The organism is Mycolicibacterium sp. 624, assembly GCF_040548615.1.
Taxonomy (GTDB): domain Bacteria; phylum Actinomycetota; class Actinomycetes; order Mycobacteriales; family Mycobacteriaceae; genus Mycobacterium.
Genome location: NZ_JBEPRZ010000008.1, coordinates 235,561 through 258,285, shown reverse-complemented (window position 1 = coordinate 258,285; position 22,725 = coordinate 235,561). Strand labels below are relative to the sequence as shown.

Here is a 22,725-nt window from a genome sequence, read left to right as displayed (position 1 = left end):
CCGCACCGCTAGCATGGAGAACGACAATTCTCAGCGTTAGGGGATGCCGTGCCGGACGGGTCGGACAGGGACCAGGTGCTCGCCGCCGCGGATCGGTTGTTCAACGAACGTGGGATACAGGCCGTCGGAATGGACGCCATTCGTGATGCCGCCGGCGTCTCCCTGAAGCGGCTCTACCAGTACTTCCCATCCAAGAGCGAGCTGGTTTCGGCGGTACTCGAGCAGCGCGACGGCGATGTGCGTCGGGCCATGGCCGCCTTCGTGGAGGGCCGGGCCGATGACCCGACAGATCGGGTCCTCGCGGTCTTCGACTACTTGGCCGAGTGGTTCGCCCAACCCAGCTTCCGCGGCTGCATGTTCATCAACTCGGTCGGCGAGCTAGGCGGTACGTCCGACGACGTCCAGCGGATCGCGCGGTGCCACAAACTCGCACTGCGGGACTACCTGGCCGAACTCGCCGAAGCGTGCGGTCTCGCGCGCGATGTCGCCGACCAACTCGCGATCCTCGCCAACGGGGCGATGGTCGCCGCCGCCATCTATGACAGTGGTGCCGAGGCTGCGGACTCGGCTCGCAGTGCGGCGACTGCGGTGCTCGCAGCCGCGCAGCGCGCCGACTAGCCACACCGGCCTTGCCAGAGAACGTACGTTCTCCTATGCTCGTCCGTGGGAGAACGTTGGTTCTCCGGCCTACCGACACCGAGGGATGCTGTGATGACTGCCTTTGCCACTCGATTCAGGACGACGACGGTTGAGGGTTGGGAGGTGTTCTACCGTGAGGCCGGCGACCCCGCGAATCCGACAGTGGTTCTCCTGCATGGGTTTCCGACCAGCTCGCACATGTTTCGCACGCTGATGGCGGAGCTGTCCGACGAATACCACCTGATCGCGCCGGACTACATCGGCTTCGGCAACTCCGCGGCGCCCTCAGTCGACGAGTTCGATTACAGCTTCGACAATCTCACCCGCGTCGTGGAGGGCCTGCTCGATCAACTGGGTCTTCAGCGCTTCGCCCTCTACATCCAGGACTACGGTGCGCCCATCGGGCTGCGCATCGCCAGCCGGTCACCCGAGCGGGTGAGTGCGCTGATAAGCCAGAGTGGCAACGCGTATGTGGAGGGTTTCACCCCGTTCTGGGACACCCTGTTCGCCCACGCCAAGGATCGCGCCGCCAACGAGGCGGCGACGCGCGAGCTGTTGGGTGCCAATGCGACTCGCTGGCAGTACACGCACGGCGTGCCTGCCGACAGATTGGAGCGCATCGCGCCAGAGGCCTGGCAACTGGATCAGGCCGGCCTGGATCGACCCGGAAACGCTGCGATCCAGCTGCAACTGTTCTGGGACTATCAGTTCAACCTCGACGCCTACCCCGCATTCCAGGAGTACTTCCGCACCCATCAGCCGCCGACCCTGGTGGCATGGGGCCGCAACGACGAGATCTTCGGCCCCGCTGGCGCGGAGGCGTTCCGCCGCGACCTGCCCAACGCCGAGATCCATCTGCTCGACGCCGGACACTTCGCCCTGGAGACCCACGGTGACGAGATCGCCGCGTTGATGCGCAACCTCCTCCGTGCGGTGTGAGACTGAGACCATGGACGAAGGTCGTCAGCCGTTCCCGCCATTCACCCTTGAGACCGCCACACAGAAGGTGCAGGCTGCGGAGGACGCATGGAACACCTGCGACCCGCACCGGGTGAGCCTGGCGTACACACCCGACTCGCAGTGGCGCAACCGTGACAAGCACATCGTTGGTCGTCAGCAGATCGTGGCGTTCCTGACGCAGAAGTGGGAGCGCGAACTCGAGTATGCGTTGCGAAAGAGCCTGTGGGACTTTCACGGCAATCGGATCAGTGTGCGGTTCCAGTACGAATGCCGCGACGCAGCCGGGCAGTGGTATCGCAGCTACGGCAACGAGCTGTGGGAGTTCACTCCGGCCGGTCTGATGTCGAGACGGGAGGCGAGCATCAACGACCTCCGAATTGACGAATCAGAGCGTCGCCACTTCGGTCCACGGCCGGAAACCGAACACGGCCAGGACATTCCGCTGTGGTGACGTGCCGCCCGACGGCAGTCAGCCGCGCTGCAGCACGAAGAAGAGGAAGCTCGGGCCGGTAGTGAGGGCTCGGTATTCCTCGGGGAACAGCTCGCGGGCGGCCGGCGCGGGCTGCGGCTCGCTGATGACGGAGATGCGAAAGCCCGCGGCGGTGAAGGCGTCGGTCATCGCATGCAGCGGCCGGGCCCAGAAGCGCATCGGGACGGTCTGGCCGCCCATGGTCCAGTCAAAGTCCCATGTGTAGGTCTGGAAGTAATCGGCACTGTGCCCGGCCAGGCGTTGGATGCCGTAGGCCACGAAGGGATGGTCGACCGAGACGAGCAGTCGGCCGCCCGCTGTGAGCACGCGCCGCAGCTCGGCAAGTGTCGGCCCCCAGTCCTCCAGATAGTGCAACACCAGGGACGCGACGACGTCGTCGAACTCGCCATCGGGGAAGGGCAGCGGGTCGGCCAGGTCGGCGATCTGCAGGTCCACGTCGGCGCCGAGGCGCCGCCGGGCCAGCCCAAGCATCCCGGCGCTCGCGTCGATGCCGGTCACCACGGCCCCGCGATCGCGCAACGCCATGGACAGGGGGCCCGAGCCGCAGCCCGCGTCGAGGATCCGCCTGCCGGCCACATCCCCGGCGAGTTCCAGCATCGCGGGCCGTTCGTAATAGGCGTTGTAGAGGCTGGCCTCGTTCTCGGCTGAGTACGCCTCGGCGAAGGCGTCGTAGTCGTTCGCGCGGGCCGGAACAACGGGATCTGCTCGATCATCTGGCAGCGACGTCATGGGGTCCATCCTGGCGGACTCCACGGGTTCGGCGCCGTGATGCCCGCCCGGGTGTCACCATTTGCCGATGAGGATCTTTGGGCTGGCCCTGCCGGTGCTGTGTGCGGCAGCGGCTATCACCGTCGCCCCGACCGCGTCAGCCCTGCCCGGCTACCAGGCGTGTCCCGCACCGGAGGGGCATCTGGTCGAGGTGGGGGGAGCCGCGACCTGTGTGGAGGCATCGGCGGCCGTCGACGGCTACGACTGGGCCGGCGAGAGGGTTCAGTTCATTGGGCGCTTCGACTGCTACACCGCCCCCGCCGACGTCAGGCCGATCGTGTTGATCTGCGCCGACGGTGACGACGAAGTGGTGATGTCGCAGACGTAGCACCGCTCGCCGGGGTACGGTCGCGACCATGACTGAACCCCCAATCGACGTGAAACTGCCTGGCCGCCTTGGTGATCCGACGCTCGAACTCCGCACCGATCCACGATCGGATCCCAGGATGGTCGCCCTGTTCGCGCCGTTCGGTCTCGACGTGACCGCGCCACCACTCCCGGTCGACAGACAGTCGCCGGTCGAGGAGCTGCTGGCCGTCGCCGCTGCCAGCGAGCAGGCCTTCGACGGTGTGTTCGCCGCATTGCTCGCCGACGTGCGCAAGGCTGAGGGAGTCGAGTCCAGGGTCGAGAACATCTCGGGTGTCGACGGCAACGACATCACGCTGTACATCGACCGGCCCGTCGGCGCGTCGGGGCCGCTGCCCGGTCTGCTGCACCTGCACGGCGGCGGTATGGCGATCCTGGCGGCCGGCACCGCCGCCGTCTGGCGGACCAGGTTGGCCGAACGTGGCTGCGTCGTGGTGGGGGTCGAGTTCCGCAACTCCGCAGGCGCACTCGGTCCACATCCCTACCCGGCCGGGCTCAACGACTGCGCCAGCGCGCTTGACTGGATGCACGCCCACCGCGACGATCTCGGGCTGTCATCGATCGTGGTGACCGGTGAGTCCGGCGGCGGCAATCTGTCGCTCGCGACGACGCTGAAGGCCAAGCGGGAGGGACGACTGGACCGGATCGACGGCGTCTACGCCCAGGTGCCGTTCATCTTCGGCGGCTACGACGCACCCGATCCGGCGCTGCCGTCGTTGATCGAGAACGACGGCTACTTTCTGGGGGCCAGCGTCATGACGGTGATGGCCGCGGTCTACGACCCGACGGGTGAGCACGCCCGCGACCCGCTGGCGTGGCCGTACTACGCCACTACTGCCGACCTGGAGGGCCTGCCTCCGCACGTCATCACCACCGACGAACTGGATCCGCTGCGCGACGAGGGGTTGGCGTACCTGCGTGCGCTGCAGCGGGCCAACGTCATCGCGACCGGCCACACCTACAACGGTGTCAGTCATGCGGGAGAGCTACTGGCCGCCGCCGCGCTGCCCGAAGTGTTCGAGCGGGCGCTGGCCGATGTGACGGCCTTCGCGGCCGGCGTGAGCCGGGCCGCCGTACTTCAATGATGAGTGTCCGAGGGGGGACTTGAACCCCCACGCCCGTTAATAGGGCACTAGCACCTCAAGCTAGCGCGTCTGCCATTCCGCCACTCGGACAAGCGAGCGCCTAAGGCTAACGGATCGGATACCCCGGACCCAAACCCGGTGGGTGCACCAGTGGTACGAATGGTGACTGTGACTGCATATCCGGAGGCAATTGACGAGGTGGTCGACCTCGTCAGCGAGTTGATCCGGTTCGACACCTCCAACACCGGCGACCCCGAGACCACCAAGGGCGAGGCCGAGTGCGCGCGCTGGGTGGCCGCGAAACTCGAGGAGGCCGGCTTCGAGACCGAGTACATCGAGGCGGGGGCTCCCGGCCGAGGCAACGTGTTCGCGAGGCTTCGCGGTGCCGACCCCGAGCGTGGCGCGCTGATGATCCACGGCCACCTCGACGTCGTCCCCGCCGAACCCGCGGACTGGAGCGTGCACCCGTTCTCCGGGGCCGTGGCGGACGGCTACGTGTGGGGCCGCGGCGCGGTCGACATGAAGGACATGGTCGGCATGACGATCGCCGTGGCCCGGCGCTTCAAGCGGGCAGGTATCACCCCGCCGCGTGACCTCGTGTTCGCGTTCCTGTCCGATGAGGAGCACGGCGGCAAGTACGGCGGCCAATGGCTGGTGGACAATCGGCCGGACCTGTTCGAGGGCGTCACCGAGGCGATCGGCGAGGTCGGTGGCTTCTCACTGACGGTGCCCACCCGTGACGGCGGTGAGCGCAGGCTCTACCTCATCGAGACCGCGGAGAAGGGCATCGCGTGGATGCGGCTGTCCGCGCGCGGTCGCGCCGGCCACGGCTCGATGGTGCACGACGACAACGCGGTCACCGCGGTCGCCGAGGCGGTGGCCCGGCTCGGGCGCCACCAGTTCCCGCTGGTGCTCACTGAGCCTGTCGCGCAGTTCCTCACCGCCGTCGGGGAGGAGACCGGCTACGAGTTCGACGTCAACTCACCCGATCTCGAAGGCGCCATCGCCAAGCTCGGCGACATCGCCCGCATCGTCAGCGCGACACTGCGCGACACGGCCAACCCGACCATGCTCAAGGCCGGCTACAAGGCCAACGTCATTCCGGCGACCGCCGAGGCCGTCATCGACTGCCGCGTGCTGCCGGGCCGCCGGGAGGCCTTCGAACGCGAGGTCGACGAGCTGATCGGCCCACACGTCACCAAGACGTGGGAGCGCGACCTGCCGTCAGTGGAGACGACCTTCGACGGTGATCTGGTCGACGCCATGAACGCCGCGCTGCTCGCGATCGACCCCGAGGCGCGCACCGTGCCCTACATGCTGTCCGGGGGAACCGACGCGAAGGCGTTCGTGCGCTTGGGGATTCGCTGCTTCGGGTTCGCGCCACTGCGCCTGCCGCCGGACCTGGACTTCGCGTCGTTGTTCCACGGCGTCGACGAACGGGTACCCGTCGATGCACTCGAGTTCGGCACCAGGGTTCTCGAGCACTTCCTGCGCAACTGCTGACCATTCATCACGCATCACCCCCCGCAGTCACCACCGAGAGGAAACACATGAGCACCCCGTACGACAATCTTCCGCAGCTGCCCACGTTCACGCTCACCAGCAAGGACGTCACCGACGGTCAGCCACTCGCCAACGATCAGGTCAGCGGAATCATGGGGGCCGGGGGATCGGATGTGTCGCCGGACCTGAGCTGGTCGGGATTCCCCGAGGAGACCCGCAGCTTCGCCGTCACCGTCTATGACCCCGACGCGCCGACCGGATCGGGCTTCTGGCACTGGGCGGTGGCCAATCTGCCCGCCACGGTCACTCACCTCCCCGCAGGCGTCGGCGACGGCAGCCACAGCGGCTTCCCGGGCGATGCCGTCACGCTGGCGAACGACGCGGGCCTGAAGCGCTTCATCGGCGCCGCACCGCCCGCAGGGCACGGGCCGCACCGCTACTTCATCGCCGTGCACGCCGTCGACGTGGAGAAGCTGGATCTGCCTGAGGGCGCCACACCGGCATACCTGGGGTTCAACCTGTTCGGCCACGCCATCGCACGCGCGGTCATCCACGGCACGTACGAGCAGAAGTAGCCCGGCCCTAGCCCGCCCAACGTGAAGAAGATTGCGAAACGCCGCTCAAAACTCGCAAAGACCTTCACGTTCGGCGCGGTAGGACAGCTCGAATTGACTGGGCGACTGGCTTTTTCTGGAAACTGACGTATGGTCGCGGCTGAGTGATTGCCACTTCGAAAACAGGAGCGACAATGGCTGACAAGAAGCCCGGTAAGAATCTGAAGAAGCCCGCGCAGTCGATCAAGGAACGCCGCGCAGAGAAGCGTGAACGCGGCGCCGAGGCGGGTGAACTCGTCCGGAAGCGCAAGGGCTGAGCCTGAGCGATTAAACGGCTAGTCGATTGCCGATCCGACGGCGTCGGCCAGCGTCGCGAAGCCACCCTGGCGGAGCCGCTGGGCGATGCCGTCGTGAATGTGCTTGGGCCACAGGCCGCCACCGTAGATGAAGCCCGTGTAGCCCTGCACCAGTGATGCCCCCGACACGATGCGCTCCCACGCGTCGTCGGCCGTCTCGATGCCGCCGACGCTGATCAGGACGAGACGGTCACCGACGCGGCGGTACAGCCTGCGCAGCACCTCCGCGGACCGCTGGGCGACTGGCGCGCCGGACACCCCGCCTGCGCCCAGTTCGGCCACACCCGGGGTCAGCAGGCCGTCGCGCGATATCGTGGTGTTGGTCGCGACGATGCCCGCCAGCCCGAGTTCTACCGCCAGATCGGCGATCTCGTCGATGTCGGCGTCGGACAGGTCCGGCGCGATCTTGACCAGGACGGGTGTGGTGGTCTCTGCCCGCACCGCCGACAGGATCGGGCGCAGTGACTCCACGGCCTGCAGATCGCGCAGCCCCGGCGTGTTCGGGGACGAGACGTTCACCACCAGGTATGCCGCCAACGGGCCCACCAGGCGGGCACTCTCGGCGTAGTCGGCGACGGCGTCCTCGGGCGGGGTGGTCTTGGTCTTGCCGATGTTCACCCCGATCGGCACGTCGGCGGTGTTGCGGCTCAGTCGCAGGGCCAGTTCGCCTGCGCCGTGGTTGTTGAACCCCATCCGGTTGAGCAGCCCGCGGTCGTCGGGCAGCCGGAACAAACGTGGCTTCGGGTTACCCGGCTGTGCCTGTGCGGTCACCGTGCCGATCTCGGCGTAGCCGAAACCCAGGGCGCCCCAGGAATTGAGGCCGGTGCCGTCCTTGTCGAATCCGGCCGCCAGCCCCAGCGGGCCGGGGAAGCGCACGCCCAACACGGTGGACGCCAGGATCGGGTCGCCCGCACCCAGGTATCTGTTCAGGCCGCGACGCAGCGGCCGGGTACCGGTGAGCGCCCGAAACAGGGCGAATATCGCGGTGTGAATCCGCTCGGGATCGACCAGGAACAGGATTCGGCGCAGCAGTGCGTACATCAGGTGCCCGGCAGATCGCCGACGAGGAGGCGGTCTGCTGCGGTCTTTCTACGCCGCAGCAGAACCCGTCGGCTTCCGTCGGTGTAGAGCCGCACGCGGGTGAGTTCCCAACCGCGGTACTCGGCCTCGATCGACAGCCGGGTGGAGGCGGAAACGCGGGTCACGTCGGGCGGAAGGCGCAGCGGAATCCAGTCGAAGTCGTCGGACAGCTCGGACTCCCATGCCGCGGGCATCCGGCCCCGCCCAAGTGCCGTCACCGCGAGGCCCCCGTGATCACCTGCACGCCCGCTCCCGACCCCGACACCACGTACAGGGTGTCGGAATCGTCATCGAAGGCCAGGGAGTTCGGTTGCTGCACGGTTGGATAGCGCACCTTTTCGACGGGTATTCCGGTGGCCAGATCGTAACCAACGACGCTGTTCGTCGCGGTCTGCGACACCCAGGCCAGCCCTGAGGATCCCGCCAGCCCGTAGGGCGCGCCGCTCACCGGGTAGCGCTGCCGCAGCATGAGCGGGTCGGTGCCGAACACCAGCAGCGCCTCGCCGCGGGTGTCGGCGACCAGCACCCGGCCCGCGGTGTCCGTGGCGATGGTCGTGGCGCCCTCGCCGGCGCGCAGTGCGTGCTCGGCCTTGGTGCCCGCGGCGTCGACCGACGTCACCGAGGTCTGGCCGCGATCCAGCACGATGACCGTGTCGCCTTGTGCGGCAAGCGCGTCCACTCGCGCGAAGATCTGAAGCCGCGCCTTTACCGCGGTGTCGTCGCCCAGCGTGTACACCGCTCCATCGGCACTGCCGAGGACCACGGTGCCATCGCCGCGCCGGGTGATCGCCGTGAAGTCGACGTCGGCGGCGTCATCGACTCCGAACTGCGCTACAGCACCGTCGGCGAGGTCGATGCGCACGTAGCCACCCCGCGTCGACGCGTACACGGTGCCTTCCCCGTCGCCCGCCAGTGCCGTCGCGGCACCCGGCAGTGGCACGGTCCGGGGTGGCCCGGCGGGTCCGAAGGCCGTCAGGACGGATTGGCCGGCGGAATCGCTGCTCAATACCGCCAGAGTTCGCGTGCCCTCATCGAAGACGCTGGTCAGGCCCGGCCCCAGCGGGCGCACGGTTCCGGCTGGGGCTTGTGTGACGGCAGGGGACGCCGCGGCCGAAGCGGGGATGATGGTCGGCGGCGGCGCGTCGCCCGGCTTCTGGGAGCACGCCGCCCCGGCAACCACGATCACAGTCAGCAGTGCACTGTGAGCGAGACGATTCGCGAGTTTTCGAAGATGTGGCAAAGGGTAGCTCTCGATATGTGCGTACTGATGGGCAGGTTTGGGCAAGTCTAGGCAAGCTCGTGTTCACCGCTTATTCGCATCCGCGTCGCCACGCGGTGGATGCAACGGTACGGTTCCGAACATGACCCTTGCGACCGATAGGGAAGCGAAGAGCGACGAGTTCGCCCTCGAGGACATCTCAACGGGTCTGTTCGCGAGTGGCTTTGGCAGGGTCGGCGACGGTAGGACTTTCTCCTTCCAGGTCGATCGCGGCACATTGCGCCTTGAGGTCTATCGACCGCGGATCCTCGGCCCGGTGCCCCAGGTCGAGGATGTGGTCGCGACCTCCACCCGCAGTCTGGTCCACGTCGACACCACCGATGAGCGCAGCCTCGGCGCCGCGGTGCGCGATGCCGTCGCGCAGGCTCAACCGGTGCCGCGTCCGGGTCGCTGACCCCAGCTCACGGTACGGTCGTCGGCGTGATCGACGTCGCGGCCATGTCATGGCTACAGGTAGCCGTGCTGGCGGTGGTGCAGGGCCTCACGGAGTTTCTGCCGGTGTCCTCATCCGGTCATCTCGCCATCGCCTCGCAGCTGTTCTTCGCCGATGATGCGGGTGCCTCGTTCACCGCGGTCACCCAGCTCGGCACCGAACTCGCGGTGCTCGTCTACTTTGCCAAGGACATCCGTCGCATCCTGGTGTCCTGGTTCGCCGGCCTGCGCAACGCGGCACGTCGCGACTCCGATTACTGGCTGGGCTGGTGGGTGATCATCGGCACAATCCCGATCTGCGTGCTGGGCCTGCTGTTCAAGGATCAGATCCGCGGCGGCGTCCGCAACCTGTGGATCGTCGCGATCGCCCTGATCGTGTTCTCCGTGGTGATCGCCGCCGCCGAGTACTTCGGCAAGCAGACCCGCCAGGTGGAGCAGCTGACGTGGAAGGACGCCGTCATCGTGGGCCTGGCTCAGTGCCTCGCCCTGGTGCCCGGTGTCTCGCGCTCCGGTGCGACCATCAGCGCCGGCCTGTTCCTGGGTCAGAGCCGCGAGGTCGCGGCCAGATTCGGGTTCCTGTTGGCCATTCCGGCAGTCCTGGCATCGGGTCTCTTCTCGCTGCCCGACGCCTTCGCCCCGGTCACGGAGGGCATGAGTGCGACGGGACCCCAGCTGGTGGTGTCCATCGTGATCGCGTTCGTGGTCGGCTACGCGGCGGTCGCGTGGTTCCTGAAGTTCCTGGTGCGCCACGGCATGTACTGGTTCGTCGGGTACCGGGTGGTCCTGGGCGTCGTCGTGCTGATTCTGCTCGGCACAGGAGTGCTGGTGGGCCAGTGACCGTCATCCTGCTGCGGCACGGCCGCTCGACGTCCAACACCGCCCACACCCTGGCCGGCCGGTCCGAGGGTGTCGATCTCGACGACAAGGGCATGGCCCAGGCCGCGGGGATCGTCGACCGGATCGGTGCGCTACCGATCAAGGCGATCGTGCGTTCGCCGCTGCTGCGGTGCGCGCGCACCGTCGACCCGCTGGCCGCCGCGCTCGGCGTCGAACCGGTCATCGACGAACGCCTGGTTGAGGTCGACTACGGACAGTGGACCGGTCGCAAGATCGCCGAGCTGTTCAAAGAGCCGCTGTGGACCGTGGTGCAGCAGCAGCCAAGCGCCGCGGTGTTTCCCGAGGGTGAGGGGTTGGCGCAGGTGCAGGCCCGCGCCGTGGCCGCGGTGCGCGAACACGACCGCCGCCTCGCCGAGGGCGCCGACGGTGACGTGCTGTGGGTCGCGTGCACACACGGTGATGTGATCAAGGCGGTGCTGGCCGATGCGCTTGGCGTCCACCTCGACGGTTTTCAGCGCATCACCGCCGATCCCGCATCGATGAGCGTGATCCGCTACACCGCGGTCCGACCGTTCGTGTTGCACGTCAACCACACCGGGGCCGACCTCACAACGGCACTGACGCCGAAGCCCGAACAGGGTCCGGACTCGGACCAGGTGGCGAGTACGGACGCCGTCGTGGGCGGTTCCACCGACTGACAGGCGATCCTCGGAATGACAGAGGCACCGCCCATACCGGTATTTTGGAAAGGCCATGACCCGCTCGATTCACGTCTTCCGCTCACCCGACCGCTTCGTGGCCGGGACGGTCGGGCAACCGGGAAACCGGACGTTCTACCTCCAGGCCGTGCACGACACCAGGGTGGTGTCGGTGATGCTGGAGAAGCAGCAGGTAGCCGTCCTCGCCGAACGCATCGCCGCACTGCTGTTGGAGATCAACCGCCGGTTCGGCACGCCCATCCCGCCCGACACCGGTGAGGTTGAGGACCTGAGCCCGCTGGTCATGCCGGTGGACGCGGAGTTCCGGGTCGGCACGATGGGCCTGGGCTGGGACTCCGAGGCCGAGACAGTGGTGGTGGAGCTGCTCGCCGTGTCCGACACCGAGTTCGACGCGTCGGTGGTGCTCGATGACGCCGAGGACGGACCCGACGCCGTTCGCGTGTTTCTGTCCCCGGAGTCGGCGCGTGAGTTCGCGACACGATCCAATCGGGTGATCTCGGCGGGACGACCGCCGTGTCCACTGTGTGACGAACCTCTCGATCCGGCGGGCCACATCTGCGTTCGAACCAACGGGTACCTGCGCGGCGCACTGGGCGAGTCCGGCGAGCCCGGCGAGTCCGCCGATGATTTCTGAGGGGCAGCCGGGCGGGATCGACGGTGAGGTACTGCGCCGCGGTGAGCTGACCGTCCTCGGGCGGATCCGCTCCGCGAGCAACGCCACGTTCCTGTGCGAGGCCCACCTCGACGACCACGAGACGCACTGCGTCTACAAGCCGGTCGCGGGGGAGGCGCCACTGTGGGACTTCCCCGACGGCACGCTGGCCGGTCGCGAGTACGCCGCCTACCTGGTCTCGGCTGCGCTCGGCTGGGACATCGTGCCCTACACCATCATTCGCGACGGACCCGCGGGTTCGGGCATGGTGCAGCTGTGGGTCGATCAGCCCGGTGACGCACTCGATGACGATCCCGACGCCGGACCGGATCTGGTGGATCTGGTGCCCGCGGGAAAGGTGCCGCCGGGGTATCTGCCGATTCTGCAGGCCTACGACTACGCCGGTGACGAGGTCACGCTCGTGCACGCCGACGACATCCGCCTGCGCCGGATGGCGGTCTTCGACGTGCTGATCAACAACGCCGACCGCAAGGGCGGGCACATCCTGTCGGGTGTGGACGGCCGGGTCCACGGCGTCGACCACGGCGTGAGCCTGCACAGCGAGGACAAGCTGCGCACCGTGCTGTGGGGGTGGGCGGGCAAACCCGTCGACGACGAGACCCTGGCGCAGGTCGCGATCCTGCGCGACGACCTCCGGTCCGGTCTTGGCGAGGCCCTCGGTGAGCATGTCACCGGCCGCGAGATCGAGGCCCTGCTGGCGAGAACCGTTGCATTGCTGAACGATCCGGTGATGCCGACGCCGGATCGGCACCGCCCGATCCCGTGGCCGGCCTTCTGAGCCGCCGTAGGTGGTGCAACGTCGCTCACCGCGCGGAGCAGTGTTCTACGCTGGCGATCATGACCGATCATGACCGGGCTGCCGCCCGCCGCGAGATCACCGACGCGCTGCAGAAGGCGCTCGACCGCAGGCACGAGGTGCTCGACGCGATCGTCGAGGCCAGTGACAAGGCGTCTGCCGTGGAGACGATCGCGAAACTGCTCGACACCTCGCACCTGGGAGCCGAGGCTGTCATGGGGATGTCATTCGACCGTCTGACCCGGGACTCGCGACGGCGGATCGCCGAGGAACTCGAGGATCTCAACAAGCAGCTCACGTTCACGTTCGCAGACCGCCCGGCCAGTTCGGGTGAGGGTCTGGTGCTGCGACCGTTCTCGGACGCCGTAGACCGCGACATCTTCGCCGCGCGCACCGACGACGTCGGGGCCACCGGTGACGGTTCCGGCGGGCCCGCGGGCAGCCTTGACGATGAGATCAGTGCCGCCGTCGGCCGGGTGTCGGCCGAGGAGGCGGTGTGGTTCGTCGCCGAGGAGGCCACCGAGAAGGTCGGCATGGTGTTCGGTGAACTCGTCGGTGGCGAGGTGAACGTGCGGATCTGGATTCATCCCGACCACCGTCACCGAGGCTTCGGCACCGCGGCCCTGCGGCGTTGCCGCTCAGAGATGGCGGCCTACTTCCCGGCGGTACCCATGGTGGTTCGGGCGCCCGGCGCGACTCCCAAGTGAGCGATGTCGGCGCCGCCGACGACGTGAATGACGCCGCACTGGCCGCGCGGGTGGCGCAGGAGGCCGGCGAGTACCTGCTGGCGGTGCGCGACGAGGTCGGTTTCGGTGACCCCTACGGCCTCGGCGACGCAGGCGACCGGCGCGCCAACGACCTCATCCTGAGACTCCTGCGTGAGGCGCGCCCCGACGACGCCGTGTTGTCCGAGGAATCGCCCGACAACCTGGCCAGGCTCCGCGCCGACCGGGTGTGGATCGTCGACCCGGTGGATGGCACCCGCGAGTTCTCCATGCCGGGCCGGGTCGACTGGGCGGTGCACATCGCCCTGTGGCAGCGCAACGACGGTGGTCCGGGCGGCCGCATCACCGACGCCGTGGTCGGGCTTCCCGCCGTCGACACGGTGTACCGCACCGACACCGTGACCGGTCCGCCGCCGCGCGAGCCGGGCCCGATCCGGGTGGCCACCAGCCGCAACCGGCCGCCGACGGTGCTGTGGTGGCTGCGCGACATCCTTGACATCGAGTTGGTCGGGATGGGGTCGGCGGGCGCCAAGGCGATGGCACTGGTGCGCGGTGATGTCGACGCCTACATCCACGCGGGCGGCCAGTGGGAGTGGGACTCGGCCGCACCGGCGGGCGTGGTCTGGGCCGCAGGCCTGCACGCGACGCGCATCGACGGATCGCCCCTGGTCTACAACCGTCCCGACCCCTACCTGCCCGACTTTCTGATGTGCAGGCCTGAACTCGCCGACACGCTGCTCGAGGGCATCCGGTCCATTCTCTGATCCCCGTCGGGGCCCATCGGGAATGGATCGAGCCAATCGGGCGTCCAAGACGGACAGACACGCACACCATCGGAGGACGTTCTGAGCGCACACCCTAGAGTCGGAGCCATGCAATCCTGGCCGGCGTCCTCCGTTCCGGCCCTGCCGGGGCAGGGTCCGCAGTTGCGTCTGTACGACAGCGCCGATCGTCAGATTCGTCCGGTGGCCGCCGGTGAGACCGCGACCATGTACGTGTGTGGCATCACGCCGTACGACGCGACGCACCTCGGCCACGCCGCCACCTATCTGACGTTCGACCTGGTGTACCGGGTGTGGCTCGACTCGGGCCACCGTGTGCACTACGTGCAGAACGTCACCGATGTTGACGACCCGCTGTTCGAGCGGGCGCTGCGCGACGGTGTCGACTGGCGTGATCTCGGCGCCGACCAGACCCAGCTGTTCCGCGACGATATGGCGGCCCTTCGCGTGCTGCCGCCGCATGACTACGTCGCCGCCACCGATGCCATCGCCGAGGTCATCGAACTGGTCGAGAAACTCCTCGCGGCGGGAGCGGCCTATGTCGTCGACGACGCCGAGTTCCCGGACGTGTACTACCGCGCGGACGCCACCGACCAGTTCGGCTACGAGTCGGGGTATGACCGTGACACCATGCTCCGACTCTTCGGCGAACGCGGCGGCGACCCCGACCGGCCCGGTAAGACCGATCAGCTCGACGCCCTGCTGTGGCGTGCCGAGCGTCCCGGCGAGCCCAGCTGGCCGTCACCGTTCGGTCCCGGACGCCCGGGCTGGCACGTCGAGTGCTCCGCCATCGCGCTGACTCGCATCGGCACTGGCCTCGACATTCAGGGCGGTGGCAGCGATCTGGTCTTCCCGCACCACGAGTACTCCGCCGCGCACGCCGAATCGGCAACGGGGGAGCGCAGATTCGCCCGCCACTACGTCCACGCCGGGATGATCGGCTGGGACGGCCACAAGATGAGCAAGAGCCGCGGCAACCTGGTGCTGGTGTCAAGGCTGCGCGCCCAAGGCGTTGAGCCCGCGGCCATCCGCCTGGGATTGTTCGCCGGGCACTACCGTGCCGACCGGTCGTGGAGCGATGCAGTGCTCGACGAGGCCCGGGCGCGGCTCAGCAGGTGGCGCGCCGCGACCGCGCTATCGACGGCTCCCGACGCCACCGACGTGATCGCTCGCGTGCGCAGATACCTCGCCGACGACCTCGACACGCCCAAAGCGATTGCCGCGCTCGATGGTTGGTGTACCGATGCGCTCGAGTACGGCGGGCATGACGTATCAGCACCGAACGCCGTCCGCACGGCCGTCGACGCGTTGTTCGGCATCGAGCTGACCTAGCGCGAAGGCACCGACCCCGCCCGTCCGATCGGTGGTTGGAGTACGTTTCGCGTCATGTCTTCTGTGCGCGGAAAGGTCGTATTCATCACCGGCGGGGCAGCAGGAGTCGGTGCTGAGGTGGCACACCGGCTACACGCCAAGGGCGCCAAGCTGGTGCTCACCGATATCGACGAGGATCTACTGACCCGGCAGCGGGACGAGCTCGGCACCGATCGCGTTCTCACGATCGTCGCCGACGTGCGTGATCTCCCGGCGATGCAGGGTGCCGCCGCGGCGGCCGTCGAGAGGTTCGGCGGTATTGACATCGTGCTGGCCAACGCGGGTATCGCCAGTTACGGCTCGGTGCTGCAGGTCGATCCGGAGGCGTTCAAGCGGGTGCTCGACATCAACGTGCTCGGGGTGTTCCACACCATGCGCGCAACGCTGCCCTCGGTGATCGAGCGCCGCGGATACGTGCTGATCGTGTCATCGCTGGCCGCGTACGCCGCTGCCCCCGGTCTGGCGCCCTACAACGCCTCCAAGGCGGCCGTCGAGCACTTCGCGAACGCCCTGCGTCTGGAGGTCGCGCATCGTGGCGTCGACGTGGGTTCGGCGCACATGTCGTGGATCGACACCGCACTGGTCCGCGACAGCAAGGCCGATATGTCCACATTCGGCGAGATGCTGTCGAGGCTGCCGGGACCGCTGAAGACCACCACGTCCGTGGCGCGGTGCGGCGAGGCCTTCGTCAAGGGCATCGAGCGGCGCCGCACCAGGGTTAACTGCCCGGGCTGGGTTGGCCTGGTCCGCTGGCTGCGGCCGATCCTGTCCACCCGAGTGGGCGAGATGCCGGTGCGGGCGATCGTGCCCGACATCCTGCCCCGGATGGACGCCGAGGTCGCCGCTCTGGGGCGGTCAACGAGTGCGCACAACGAAGAGCTGGAGCAGGACTGATGCGGCGCATCGGCGTCGTGCTGGCGCTGCTGGTCGTGGTGGTCGGCTGCACCAAACCGCAGGAACCCGAGTCGGTCAGTTCCGCGCCGCCGCCGCCCCCGCAGGCCGGGGCCGTCACGCCGGCCCAGGCCCGCGCGATCGCGAAGGAGGCCTACATCTATGGCTTCCCGATGGTCGACAACTACCGCGTCTTGTACTCCTACTTCGTTGACAAGCAGAACCCCGAGTACAAGGGCGACTGGAACCAGATCCACAACACGCCAAGGGTTTACACACCCGAGGACACCGCCATTCAGACGCCGAACTCGGACACCCCCTACTCCGCGGTCGGCGCCGATCTGCGGGCCGAGCCGCTGGTGCTGACTGTCCCGCCGATCGAGCAGGACCGCTACTACTCGCTGCAGTTCATCGACGGGTACACCTACGACTTCGATTACGTCGGCAGCCGGACCACCGGCAACGGTGGCGGCAAGTACCTGCTGGCGGGTCCGAACTTCACCGGCGAGGCCCCCGAGGGAGTCGACAAGGTCATCCGCAGCGACACCGAGCTGGCCCTGGTGATGCACCGCACCCAACTGTTCGGCCCGTCCGACCTCGACAACGTCAAGAAGATCCAGGACGGCTACCAGGCCGTGCCGCTGTCGGCGTACCTCAACCAGCCGCCGCCGCCACCCGCGCCAGCGATCGACTTCGTCCCACCGCTCACCCCTGAGGCGCAGCGGACGTCACCGCAGTTCTACGAGATCCTGGACTTCGCGCTGCGGTTCGCGCCGACGCTGCCGCAGGAGAAGGCCATGCGGGACCGATTCGCCAGCATCGGCATCGCTGCCGACGGCGCGTTCGACGCCGATGACCTGGACCCACAGATGCGCACGGCCATCGAGGGCGGAATGGCCGATGCCTGGGCCGAGTTCGAGAAGTTGAAGTCCGACGAGATCGACACCGGTCGGGTCGGGGCTGCGGAGATGTTCGGCACCGCGCAGTACCTCAACGGCAACTACCTCTACCGGATGGCCGGTGCGGTGCTGGGAATCTACGGCAACAGCAAGGACGAGGCCATCTATCCGGGGACGGCGCTGGACTCCGCCGGGGCACCGCTCAACGGCGCCAACACCTACACCTACCGGTTCGCCTCCGGCCAGCTGCCGCCGGTCAACGCGTTCTGGTCGCTGACGATGTACGAGCTGCCAAAGAGCCAGCTGGTGGCCAACCCGATGAACCGGTACCTCGTCAACTCGCCGATGCTGTCGAGCCTGGCCAAGGATCCCGACGGCGGGATCACGCTGTATGTCCAGAACGAGTCGCCGGGATTGGACCGGGAGGCGAATTGGCTGCCCGCCCCGAAGGGTCCGTTCCAGGTGGTCCTGCGGCTGTACTGGCCGAAGCCGGATGCGCTCAACGGGCAGTGGCAGGCGCCTCAGCCGGTGAAGACGTAGCGGTGACTAAGACGTAGCGGCGACGGTTCAGCCCCGGAAGCCGGGCCCGCGCCTACGCAGATAGCGCTCGAACTCGGCGGCCAACGCGTCACCGTCGATCTTTCCGATGGCCTCGCTCATGTCGACCTCGGCGTCACCGCGTTCCTCGAGGGAATGCACGTAGTCGGCGATCTCGTCGTCCTCGGCGGTCATCTCGGTGACGGCCTGCTCCCACTCCTCGGCGGCGGCGGGCAGATCGGCCAGCGGGACCTCGATGTCGAGGACGTCCTCGACCCGGCGCAACAGGGCCACCGTCGCCTTCGGACAGGGCGGCTGGGACACGTAGTGCGGGACGGCGGCCCAGAACGTCACGGCCGGGATGCCCGCGGCCACGCACGCGTCCTGGAACACCCCTGCGATACCCGTTGGCCCCTCGTAGCGAGTCTCCTCCAACCCGAAGAACTTCGCCGATTCGGGGGAGTAGGCCGCGCCGGACACGGGCACAGGGCGGGTGTGGGGTGTGTCGGCGAGCAGCGCGCCGAGGATGACGACGGTCTCGACGTTGAGCTTGTCGGCGATGGCGAGCAGTTCGGCGCAGAACGTGCGCCACCTCATGTTGGGCTCCACCCCGTGCATCAGCACAATGTCGCGGTCGCTGCCAGGCGGCCGGCAGTGCGAGATCCGCATCGACGGCCACACCAGCTCGCGCGTCACGCCGTCGATCTGGCGGATCACGGGGCGATTCACCTGATAGTCGTAGAACGACTCGTCGTCGATCTCGACGATGGTCTCGGCCTCCCAGATGGCGTCGAGGTGTTCGAGCGCGTCACTGGCCGCGTCACCGGCGTCATTCCAGCCCTCGAAGGCGGCGACGACGATGGGGGCCTGCAAGTTGGGCAGGTCTGTCACCAGCCAAGCGTAAGCCCTGCCCGACGCCGTGCGAGGAGCATCAACCGGCGGGTTGGGGTACATCGCGGTTTGGCGGAAGCGACGACGCTGCAATCTCGTTAACCTTGATGACGACCTTCCGACAGGATCCGCGAGCTGTCGCTCGTGGGCACCGCATCGCCAAGCGGGTCGGGGTCGATCGCGGGCGACGAGATGGGTGTCCAGACGTCGATCGAGTGACGACGTAGACTTTTCTGGTCGAGAGGCGTTGCAACGGTTATTGGGGGGGGGCACCGTCCCCTTTCGGTATCCGCCACGCTCGGCAGAGTTAAGGACGCCTTCCGCTACGGAAGGAGTGCACGTGAACGCCGTTCAGCCGGACGCTTTTGAGCCGAACATCCGCCCCGACTGCACCGACGAACTGACGGCTGCTCTGCACCAGCGGATCATGGTGATCGACGGCGCGATGGGCACGGCGATCCAGCGCGATCGGCCGGACGAGGCCGGCTACCGCGGCGACCGGTTCACGGAATGGCCGACCGCCCTTCAGGGCAATAACGACCTGCTGACCCTGACACAGCCGCAGATCATCGAGTCGATCCACCGCGAATACCTCGAGGCGGGCGCCGACATCCTGGAGACCAACACGTTCAATGCGAACGCGGTCTCGCTCTCCGACTACGACATGGCGGACCTGAGCTATGAGCTGAACTACGCCGGCGCTGCCCTGGCGCGGGCGGCCGCTGACGAGTTCAGTACCCCAGACAAGCCCCGCTACGTGGCAGGGGCGCTGGGGCCGACGACGCGGACCGCGTCGATCTCCCCGGACGTCAACGACCCCGGAGCCCGCAACGTCTCCTACGACCAGCTGGTCGCCGCCTACCTCGAAGCCGCCAACGGCCTCGTCGACGGGGGTGCCGACCTCATCATCGTCGAGACGATCTTCGATTCGCTGAACTCCAAGGCGGCGGTGTTCGCCATTGAGACGCTGTTCGAGGAGCGCGGACGCCGCTGGCCGGTGATCATCTCGGGCACCATCACGGATGCTTCAGGACGGACACTGTCCGGCCAGGTCACCGAGGCATTCTGGAACGCGATCAGGCACGCGAAGCCGCTCGCGGTCGGCCTGAACTGCGCCCTTGGCGCGCCGGAGATGAGGCCCTACATCGCCGAGGTGGCGCGAATCGCCGACACCTTCGTCTCCTGCTACCCGAACGCCGGCCTTCCCAACGCCTTCGGTGAGTACGACGAGTCCCCGGAGGCTCAGGCCGGCTACATCAAGGAGTTCGCCGAGGCCGGCCTGGTCAACCTGGTCGGTGGTTGCTGCGGAACGGCGCCGCCGCACATCGCCGAGATCGCCAAGGTCGTCGAGGGTAAACCGCCCCGCGAGCTGCCGGAGATCGAAGTGGCCACCCGGCTCTCAGGCCTGGAGCCGCTCAACATCACCGACGACTCCCTGTTCGTGAACATCGGTGAGCGCACCAACATCACCGGCTCCGCCCGGTTCCGCAACCTGATCAAGGCCGAGGACTACGACACCGCGCTGTCGGTCGCCCTGCAACAGGTCGAGGTCGGTGCGCAGGTCATCGACATCAACATGGACGAGGGCATGATCGACGGCGTCGCCGCGATGGACCGGTTCACCAAGCTGATCGCGGCCGAGCCGGATATCAGCCGCGTCCCTGTGATGATCGACTCCTCGAAGTGGGAGGTCATCGAGGCGGGCCTGAAGAACGTGCAGGGCAAGCCGATCGTCAACTCGATCTCCATGAAGGAGGGCGAGGAGAAGTTCATCCGCGAGGCACGGCTGTGCCGCAAGTACGGCGCCGCCGTCGTCGTGATGGCCTTCGACGAGCAGGGCCAGGCCGACAACCTGGAGCGCCGCAAGGAGATCTGCGGGCGCGCCTACCGGATCCTGACCGAAGAGGTCGGCTTCCCGGCCGAGGACATCATCTTCGACCCGAACTGCTTCGCGCTGGCGACAGGTATCGAGGAGCACGCGACGTACGGGATCGACTTCATTCAGGCCTGCGCCTGGATCAAGGAGAACCTTCCCGGGGTGCACATCTCCGGCGGTATCTCGAACGTGTCGTTCTCGTTCCGGGGCAACAACCCCGTCCGCGAGGCGATCCACGCGGTGTTCCTGTTCCACGCCATCAAGGCCGGTTTGGACATGGGCATCGTCAACGCTGGCGCGCTGGTGCCCTACGACTCGATCGACCCCGAGCTGCGGGACCGCATCGAGGACGTCGTCCTTAACCGTCGCGAGGACGCGGCCGAGAGGCTCCTGGAGATCGCCGAACGGTTCAATAGCAAGGACAAAGCCGAGGACCCGGTGGCAGCCGAGTGGCGCACCCTCCCGGTCCGCGAGCGGATCACACACGCCCTGGTCAAGGGCATCGACGCCGACGTCGAGTCCGACACCGAGGAACTGCGGGCCGAGATCGCTGGCGCCGGTGGCCGCCCGATCGAGGTGATCGAGGGCCCGCTGATGGACGGCATGAACGTCGTCGGTGACCTCTTCGGCGCGGGGAAGATGTTCCTTCCCCAGGTCGTGAAGTCGGCCCGGGTCATGAAGAAGGCCGTTGCGTACCTGCTGCCGTTCATCGAGGCGGAGAAGGAGCAGTCCGGTGCCGCCGCGAGTAAGGACACCAACGGCACGATCATCATGGCGACGGTCAAGGGGGACGTCCACGACATCGGCAAGAACATCGTCGGCGTCGTCCTGCAGTGCAACAACTACGAGGTGATCGACCTCGGTGTGATGGTGCCCGCCCAGAAGATCCTGGACGCGGCGAAGGAGCACAACGCCGACATCATCGGGCTGTCCGGCCTGATCACCCCGTCGCTGGACGAGATGGTCAACTTCGCCGTCGAGATGGAGCGCCAGGGTCTGGAGATCCCGCTGCTGATCGGCGGCGCGACCACCTCGCGCGCTCACACGGCGGTGAAGGTGTCGCCGCGTCGCAGCGGTCCGGTGGTCTGGGTCAAGGACGCCTCCCGGTCGGTGCCGGTCGCCGCTGCGCTGCTCGACGACAAGCAGCGTCCAGCCCTGCTGGAGGCCACCGAGACCGACTATGCAGCCCTGCGCGAACGGCACGCCCAGAAGAACGAGCGGCCGATGCTGACGCTGGAGAAGGCGCGCGCGAACCGGACGCCGATCGCATGGGACGACTACACGCCACCGGTGCCCGCTCAGGGCATCGGCGTGCGCGAGTTCCTCGACTATGACCTCGCCGAGCTGCGCGAGTACATCGACTGGCAGCCGTTCTTCAACGCCTGGGAGATGAAGGGCAGATTCCCCGACATCCTCAACAACCCGGTCTCGGGTGAGACCGCCCGCAAGCTGTACGACGACGCCCAGGAGATGCTCGACACCCTGATCAAGGAGAAGTGGCTGACCGCCAACGGCGTCATCGGGTTCTTCCCCGCGAACGCGGTCGGCGACGATATCGAGGTCTACACCGACGACACTCGTACCGAGGTGCTGACCACGTTGTGCAATCTGCGCCAGCAGGGCGAGCACCGGGACGGCATCCCGAACCGGAGCCTCGGCGACTACATCGCGCCCAAGGACACCGGCCTGGCTGACTACGTCGGCTCCTTCGCCGTCACGGCGGGGCTCGGCAGCCAAGACAAGATCGTCGAGTTCAAGGCCGCCAACGACGACTACAACGCGATCCTGCTTGAGTCACTCGCCGACCGGCTGGCAGAGGCGTTCGCCGAACGGATGCACCAACGGGTCCGCAAGGAGTTCTGGGGATTCCAACCGGACGAGCAGCTGGACAACGAGGCGCTGATCGGTGAGAAGTACAGGGGAATCCGCCCAGCGCCGGGCTACCCGGCCTGCCCGGAACACACCGAGAAGGCGACGCTCTGGGAGTTGATGGATGTCAAGGAGCGCACCGGCATCGAGTTGACCGAGTCGATGGCGATGTGGCCCGGTGCCGCCGTCAGCGGCTGGTATTACTCGCACCCGCAGTCGCAGTACTTCGTGGTCGGACGGATCGCCCAGGACCAGGTGGCCGACTACGCGAAGCGCAAGGGATGGACCCTGAAGGAAGCGGAACGCTGGCTCGCCCCCAACCTCGGCTACAACCCGGAGGACTGAGC

24 protein-coding genes and 1 tRNA gene are annotated in these 22,725 nt (G+C 67.5%); 19 read left to right on the top strand and 6 right to left on the bottom strand.

Translation table 11 applies throughout. From position 1 onward, the window contains the following. Positions 1–48 precede the first annotated feature (48 nt). The 3 genes from ABIA65_RS27940 to ABIA65_RS27930 all read left to right on the top strand — a co-directional run bounded on the left by ABIA65_RS27940 (position 49) and on the right by ABIA65_RS27930 (position 2,050). Positions 49–618, top strand: a complete 570-nt coding sequence (locus ABIA65_RS27940) for a TetR/AcrR family transcriptional regulator (RefSeq protein ID WP_354525581.1) — start codon at positions 49–51, stop codon at positions 616–618. A gap of 93 nt (positions 619–711) precedes the next feature. Beyond that, on the top strand, positions 712–1,578 hold the full coding sequence (locus tag ABIA65_RS27935) for an alpha/beta fold hydrolase (protein WP_354525580.1): 867 nt from the start codon (positions 712–714) through the stop codon (positions 1,576–1,578). A gap of 10 nt (positions 1,579–1,588) precedes the next feature. After that, entirely contained in the window at positions 1,589–2,050 is a 462-nt protein-coding gene (locus ABIA65_RS27930; protein WP_241404779.1) for a nuclear transport factor 2 family protein, read from the top strand. Between the two features lie 18 nt (positions 2,051–2,068). Here ABIA65_RS27930 and ABIA65_RS27925 read toward each other — a convergent pair whose 3' ends face one another. Then, positions 2,069–2,818, bottom strand: coding sequence for a class I SAM-dependent methyltransferase (locus tag ABIA65_RS27925; protein WP_354525579.1), 750 nt, complete (start codon positions 2,816–2,818; stop codon positions 2,069–2,071). A gap of 67 nt (positions 2,819–2,885) precedes the next feature. Between ABIA65_RS27925 and ABIA65_RS27920 the strand changes: the two genes are divergently transcribed. Both ABIA65_RS27920 and ABIA65_RS27915 read left to right on the top strand, forming a co-directional pair. After that, on the top strand, positions 2,886–3,185 hold the full coding sequence (locus ABIA65_RS27920; RefSeq protein WP_241404781.1) for a hypothetical protein: 300 nt from the start codon (positions 2,886–2,888) through the stop codon (positions 3,183–3,185). Positions 3,186–3,213: 28 nt separating this feature from the next. Then, positions 3,214–4,308, top strand: coding sequence for an alpha/beta hydrolase fold domain-containing protein (locus ABIA65_RS27915; protein ID WP_354525578.1), 1,095 nt, complete (start codon positions 3,214–3,216; stop codon positions 4,306–4,308). A gap of 4 nt (positions 4,309–4,312) precedes the next feature. Here ABIA65_RS27915 and ABIA65_RS27910 read toward each other — a convergent pair. Next, positions 4,313–4,398, bottom strand: a tRNA-Leu gene (locus tag ABIA65_RS27910). A 69-nt stretch (positions 4,399–4,467) separates the two neighbouring features. Between ABIA65_RS27910 and ABIA65_RS27905 the strand changes: the two genes are divergently transcribed. The 3 genes from ABIA65_RS27905 to ABIA65_RS27895 all read left to right on the top strand — a co-directional run bounded on the left by ABIA65_RS27905 (position 4,468) and on the right by ABIA65_RS27895 (position 6,682). Continuing rightward, entirely contained in the window at positions 4,468–5,811 is a 1,344-nt protein-coding gene (locus ABIA65_RS27905; protein WP_241404783.1) for a M20/M25/M40 family metallo-hydrolase, read from the top strand. Positions 5,812–5,858: 47 nt separating this feature from the next. Further along, positions 5,859–6,386, top strand: coding sequence for a YbhB/YbcL family Raf kinase inhibitor-like protein (locus ABIA65_RS27900; RefSeq protein ID WP_241404784.1), 528 nt, complete (start codon positions 5,859–5,861; stop codon positions 6,384–6,386). Positions 6,387–6,559: 173 nt separating this feature from the next. Next, the gene (locus ABIA65_RS27895) at positions 6,560–6,682 is read left to right on the top strand and encodes a hypothetical protein (protein ID WP_256462141.1); all 123 of its coding nucleotides are present in this window, start codon (positions 6,560–6,562) and stop codon (positions 6,680–6,682) included. 18 nt (positions 6,683–6,700) lie between these two features. On the opposite strand, the gene ABIA65_RS27890 is transcribed toward ABIA65_RS27895, so the two are convergent. The 3 genes from ABIA65_RS27890 to ABIA65_RS27880 are packed head-to-tail and all read right to left on the bottom strand — an operon-like array spanning position 6,701 to position 8,987. Next, positions 6,701–7,762 (bottom strand): quinone-dependent dihydroorotate dehydrogenase, encoded by a 1,062-nt coding sequence (locus ABIA65_RS27890; RefSeq protein WP_241404785.1) that lies wholly within the window; start codon positions 7,760–7,762, stop codon positions 6,701–6,703. Continuing rightward, positions 7,762–8,019, bottom strand: coding sequence for a DUF5703 family protein (locus tag ABIA65_RS27885; protein ID WP_241404786.1), 258 nt, complete (start codon positions 8,017–8,019; stop codon positions 7,762–7,764). The genes ABIA65_RS27890 and ABIA65_RS27885 overlap by 1 nt, the downstream gene beginning before the upstream one ends. Further along, positions 8,016–8,987 carry a YncE family protein gene (locus tag ABIA65_RS27880; protein WP_354525577.1) on the bottom strand — a complete coding sequence of 324 codons (972 nt, stop codon included), beginning with the start codon at positions 8,985–8,987 and terminating at the stop codon, positions 8,016–8,018. The genes ABIA65_RS27885 and ABIA65_RS27880 overlap by 4 nt, the downstream gene beginning before the upstream one ends. A 175-nt stretch (positions 8,988–9,162) precedes the next feature. Between ABIA65_RS27880 and ABIA65_RS27875 the strand changes: the two genes are divergently transcribed. From ABIA65_RS27875 to ABIA65_RS27830, 10 genes are all read left to right on the top strand, one after another. After that, a complete protein-coding gene (locus ABIA65_RS27875) occupies positions 9,163–9,474 on the top strand; it encodes a hypothetical protein (RefSeq protein WP_241404788.1) in 312 nt (103 codons plus the stop codon). A 44-nt stretch (positions 9,475–9,518) separates the two neighbouring features. Next, positions 9,519–10,349 (top strand): undecaprenyl-diphosphate phosphatase, encoded by an 831-nt coding sequence (locus ABIA65_RS27870; protein WP_241405607.1) that lies wholly within the window; start codon positions 9,519–9,521, stop codon positions 10,347–10,349. After that, complete coding sequence (locus ABIA65_RS27865; protein WP_241404789.1) at positions 10,346–11,047, top strand: histidine phosphatase family protein; 702 nt, start codon at positions 10,346–10,348, stop codon at positions 11,045–11,047. Before ABIA65_RS27870 ends, ABIA65_RS27865 begins: the two co-directional genes overlap by 4 nt. A 55-nt stretch (positions 11,048–11,102) precedes the next feature. Then, on the top strand, positions 11,103–11,702 hold the full coding sequence (locus ABIA65_RS27860; protein ID WP_241404790.1) for an Rv2134c family protein: 600 nt from the start codon (positions 11,103–11,105) through the stop codon (positions 11,700–11,702). Then, positions 11,692–12,519 (top strand): Rv2133c family protein, encoded by an 828-nt coding sequence (locus ABIA65_RS27855; protein WP_354525576.1) that lies wholly within the window; start codon positions 11,692–11,694, stop codon positions 12,517–12,519. Before ABIA65_RS27860 ends, ABIA65_RS27855 begins: the two co-directional genes overlap by 11 nt. A gap of 59 nt (positions 12,520–12,578) precedes the next feature. Continuing rightward, on the top strand, positions 12,579–13,244 hold the full coding sequence (locus ABIA65_RS27850; protein ID WP_241404792.1) for a GNAT family N-acetyltransferase: 666 nt from the start codon (positions 12,579–12,581) through the stop codon (positions 13,242–13,244). Continuing rightward, entirely contained in the window at positions 13,241–14,026 is a 786-nt protein-coding gene (locus ABIA65_RS27845) for a 3'(2'),5'-bisphosphate nucleotidase CysQ (protein ID WP_241404793.1), read from the top strand. The genes ABIA65_RS27850 and ABIA65_RS27845 overlap by 4 nt, the downstream gene beginning before the upstream one ends. A 108-nt stretch (positions 14,027–14,134) precedes the next feature. Further along, on the top strand, positions 14,135–15,376 hold the full coding sequence (mshC, locus tag ABIA65_RS27840) for a cysteine--1-D-myo-inosityl 2-amino-2-deoxy-alpha-D-glucopyranoside ligase (RefSeq protein WP_354525575.1): 1,242 nt from the start codon (positions 14,135–14,137) through the stop codon (positions 15,374–15,376). Positions 15,377–15,430: 54 nt separating this feature from the next. After that, entirely contained in the window at positions 15,431–16,309 is an 879-nt protein-coding gene (locus ABIA65_RS27835) for an SDR family oxidoreductase (RefSeq protein ID WP_354525574.1), read from the top strand. Next, positions 16,309–17,745 (top strand): DUF1254 domain-containing protein, encoded by a 1,437-nt coding sequence (locus ABIA65_RS27830; protein ID WP_502919624.1) that lies wholly within the window; start codon positions 16,309–16,311, stop codon positions 17,743–17,745. Before ABIA65_RS27835 ends, ABIA65_RS27830 begins: the two co-directional genes overlap by 1 nt. Before the next feature lie 27 nt (positions 17,746–17,772). Here the strand turns inward: ABIA65_RS27830 and ABIA65_RS27825 are convergent, their stop codons facing one another. Next, entirely contained in the window at positions 17,773–18,696 is a 924-nt protein-coding gene (locus ABIA65_RS27825; RefSeq protein ID WP_371747103.1) for a PAC2 family protein, read from the bottom strand. A gap of 364 nt (positions 18,697–19,060) precedes the next feature. Between ABIA65_RS27825 and metH the strand changes: the two genes are divergently transcribed. Beyond that, the gene (metH, locus tag ABIA65_RS27820) at positions 19,061–22,723 is read left to right on the top strand and encodes a methionine synthase (RefSeq protein ID WP_354525649.1); all 3,663 of its coding nucleotides are present in this window, start codon (positions 19,061–19,063) and stop codon (positions 22,721–22,723) included. The last annotated feature ends 2 nt before the right edge of the window (positions 22,724–22,725 follow it).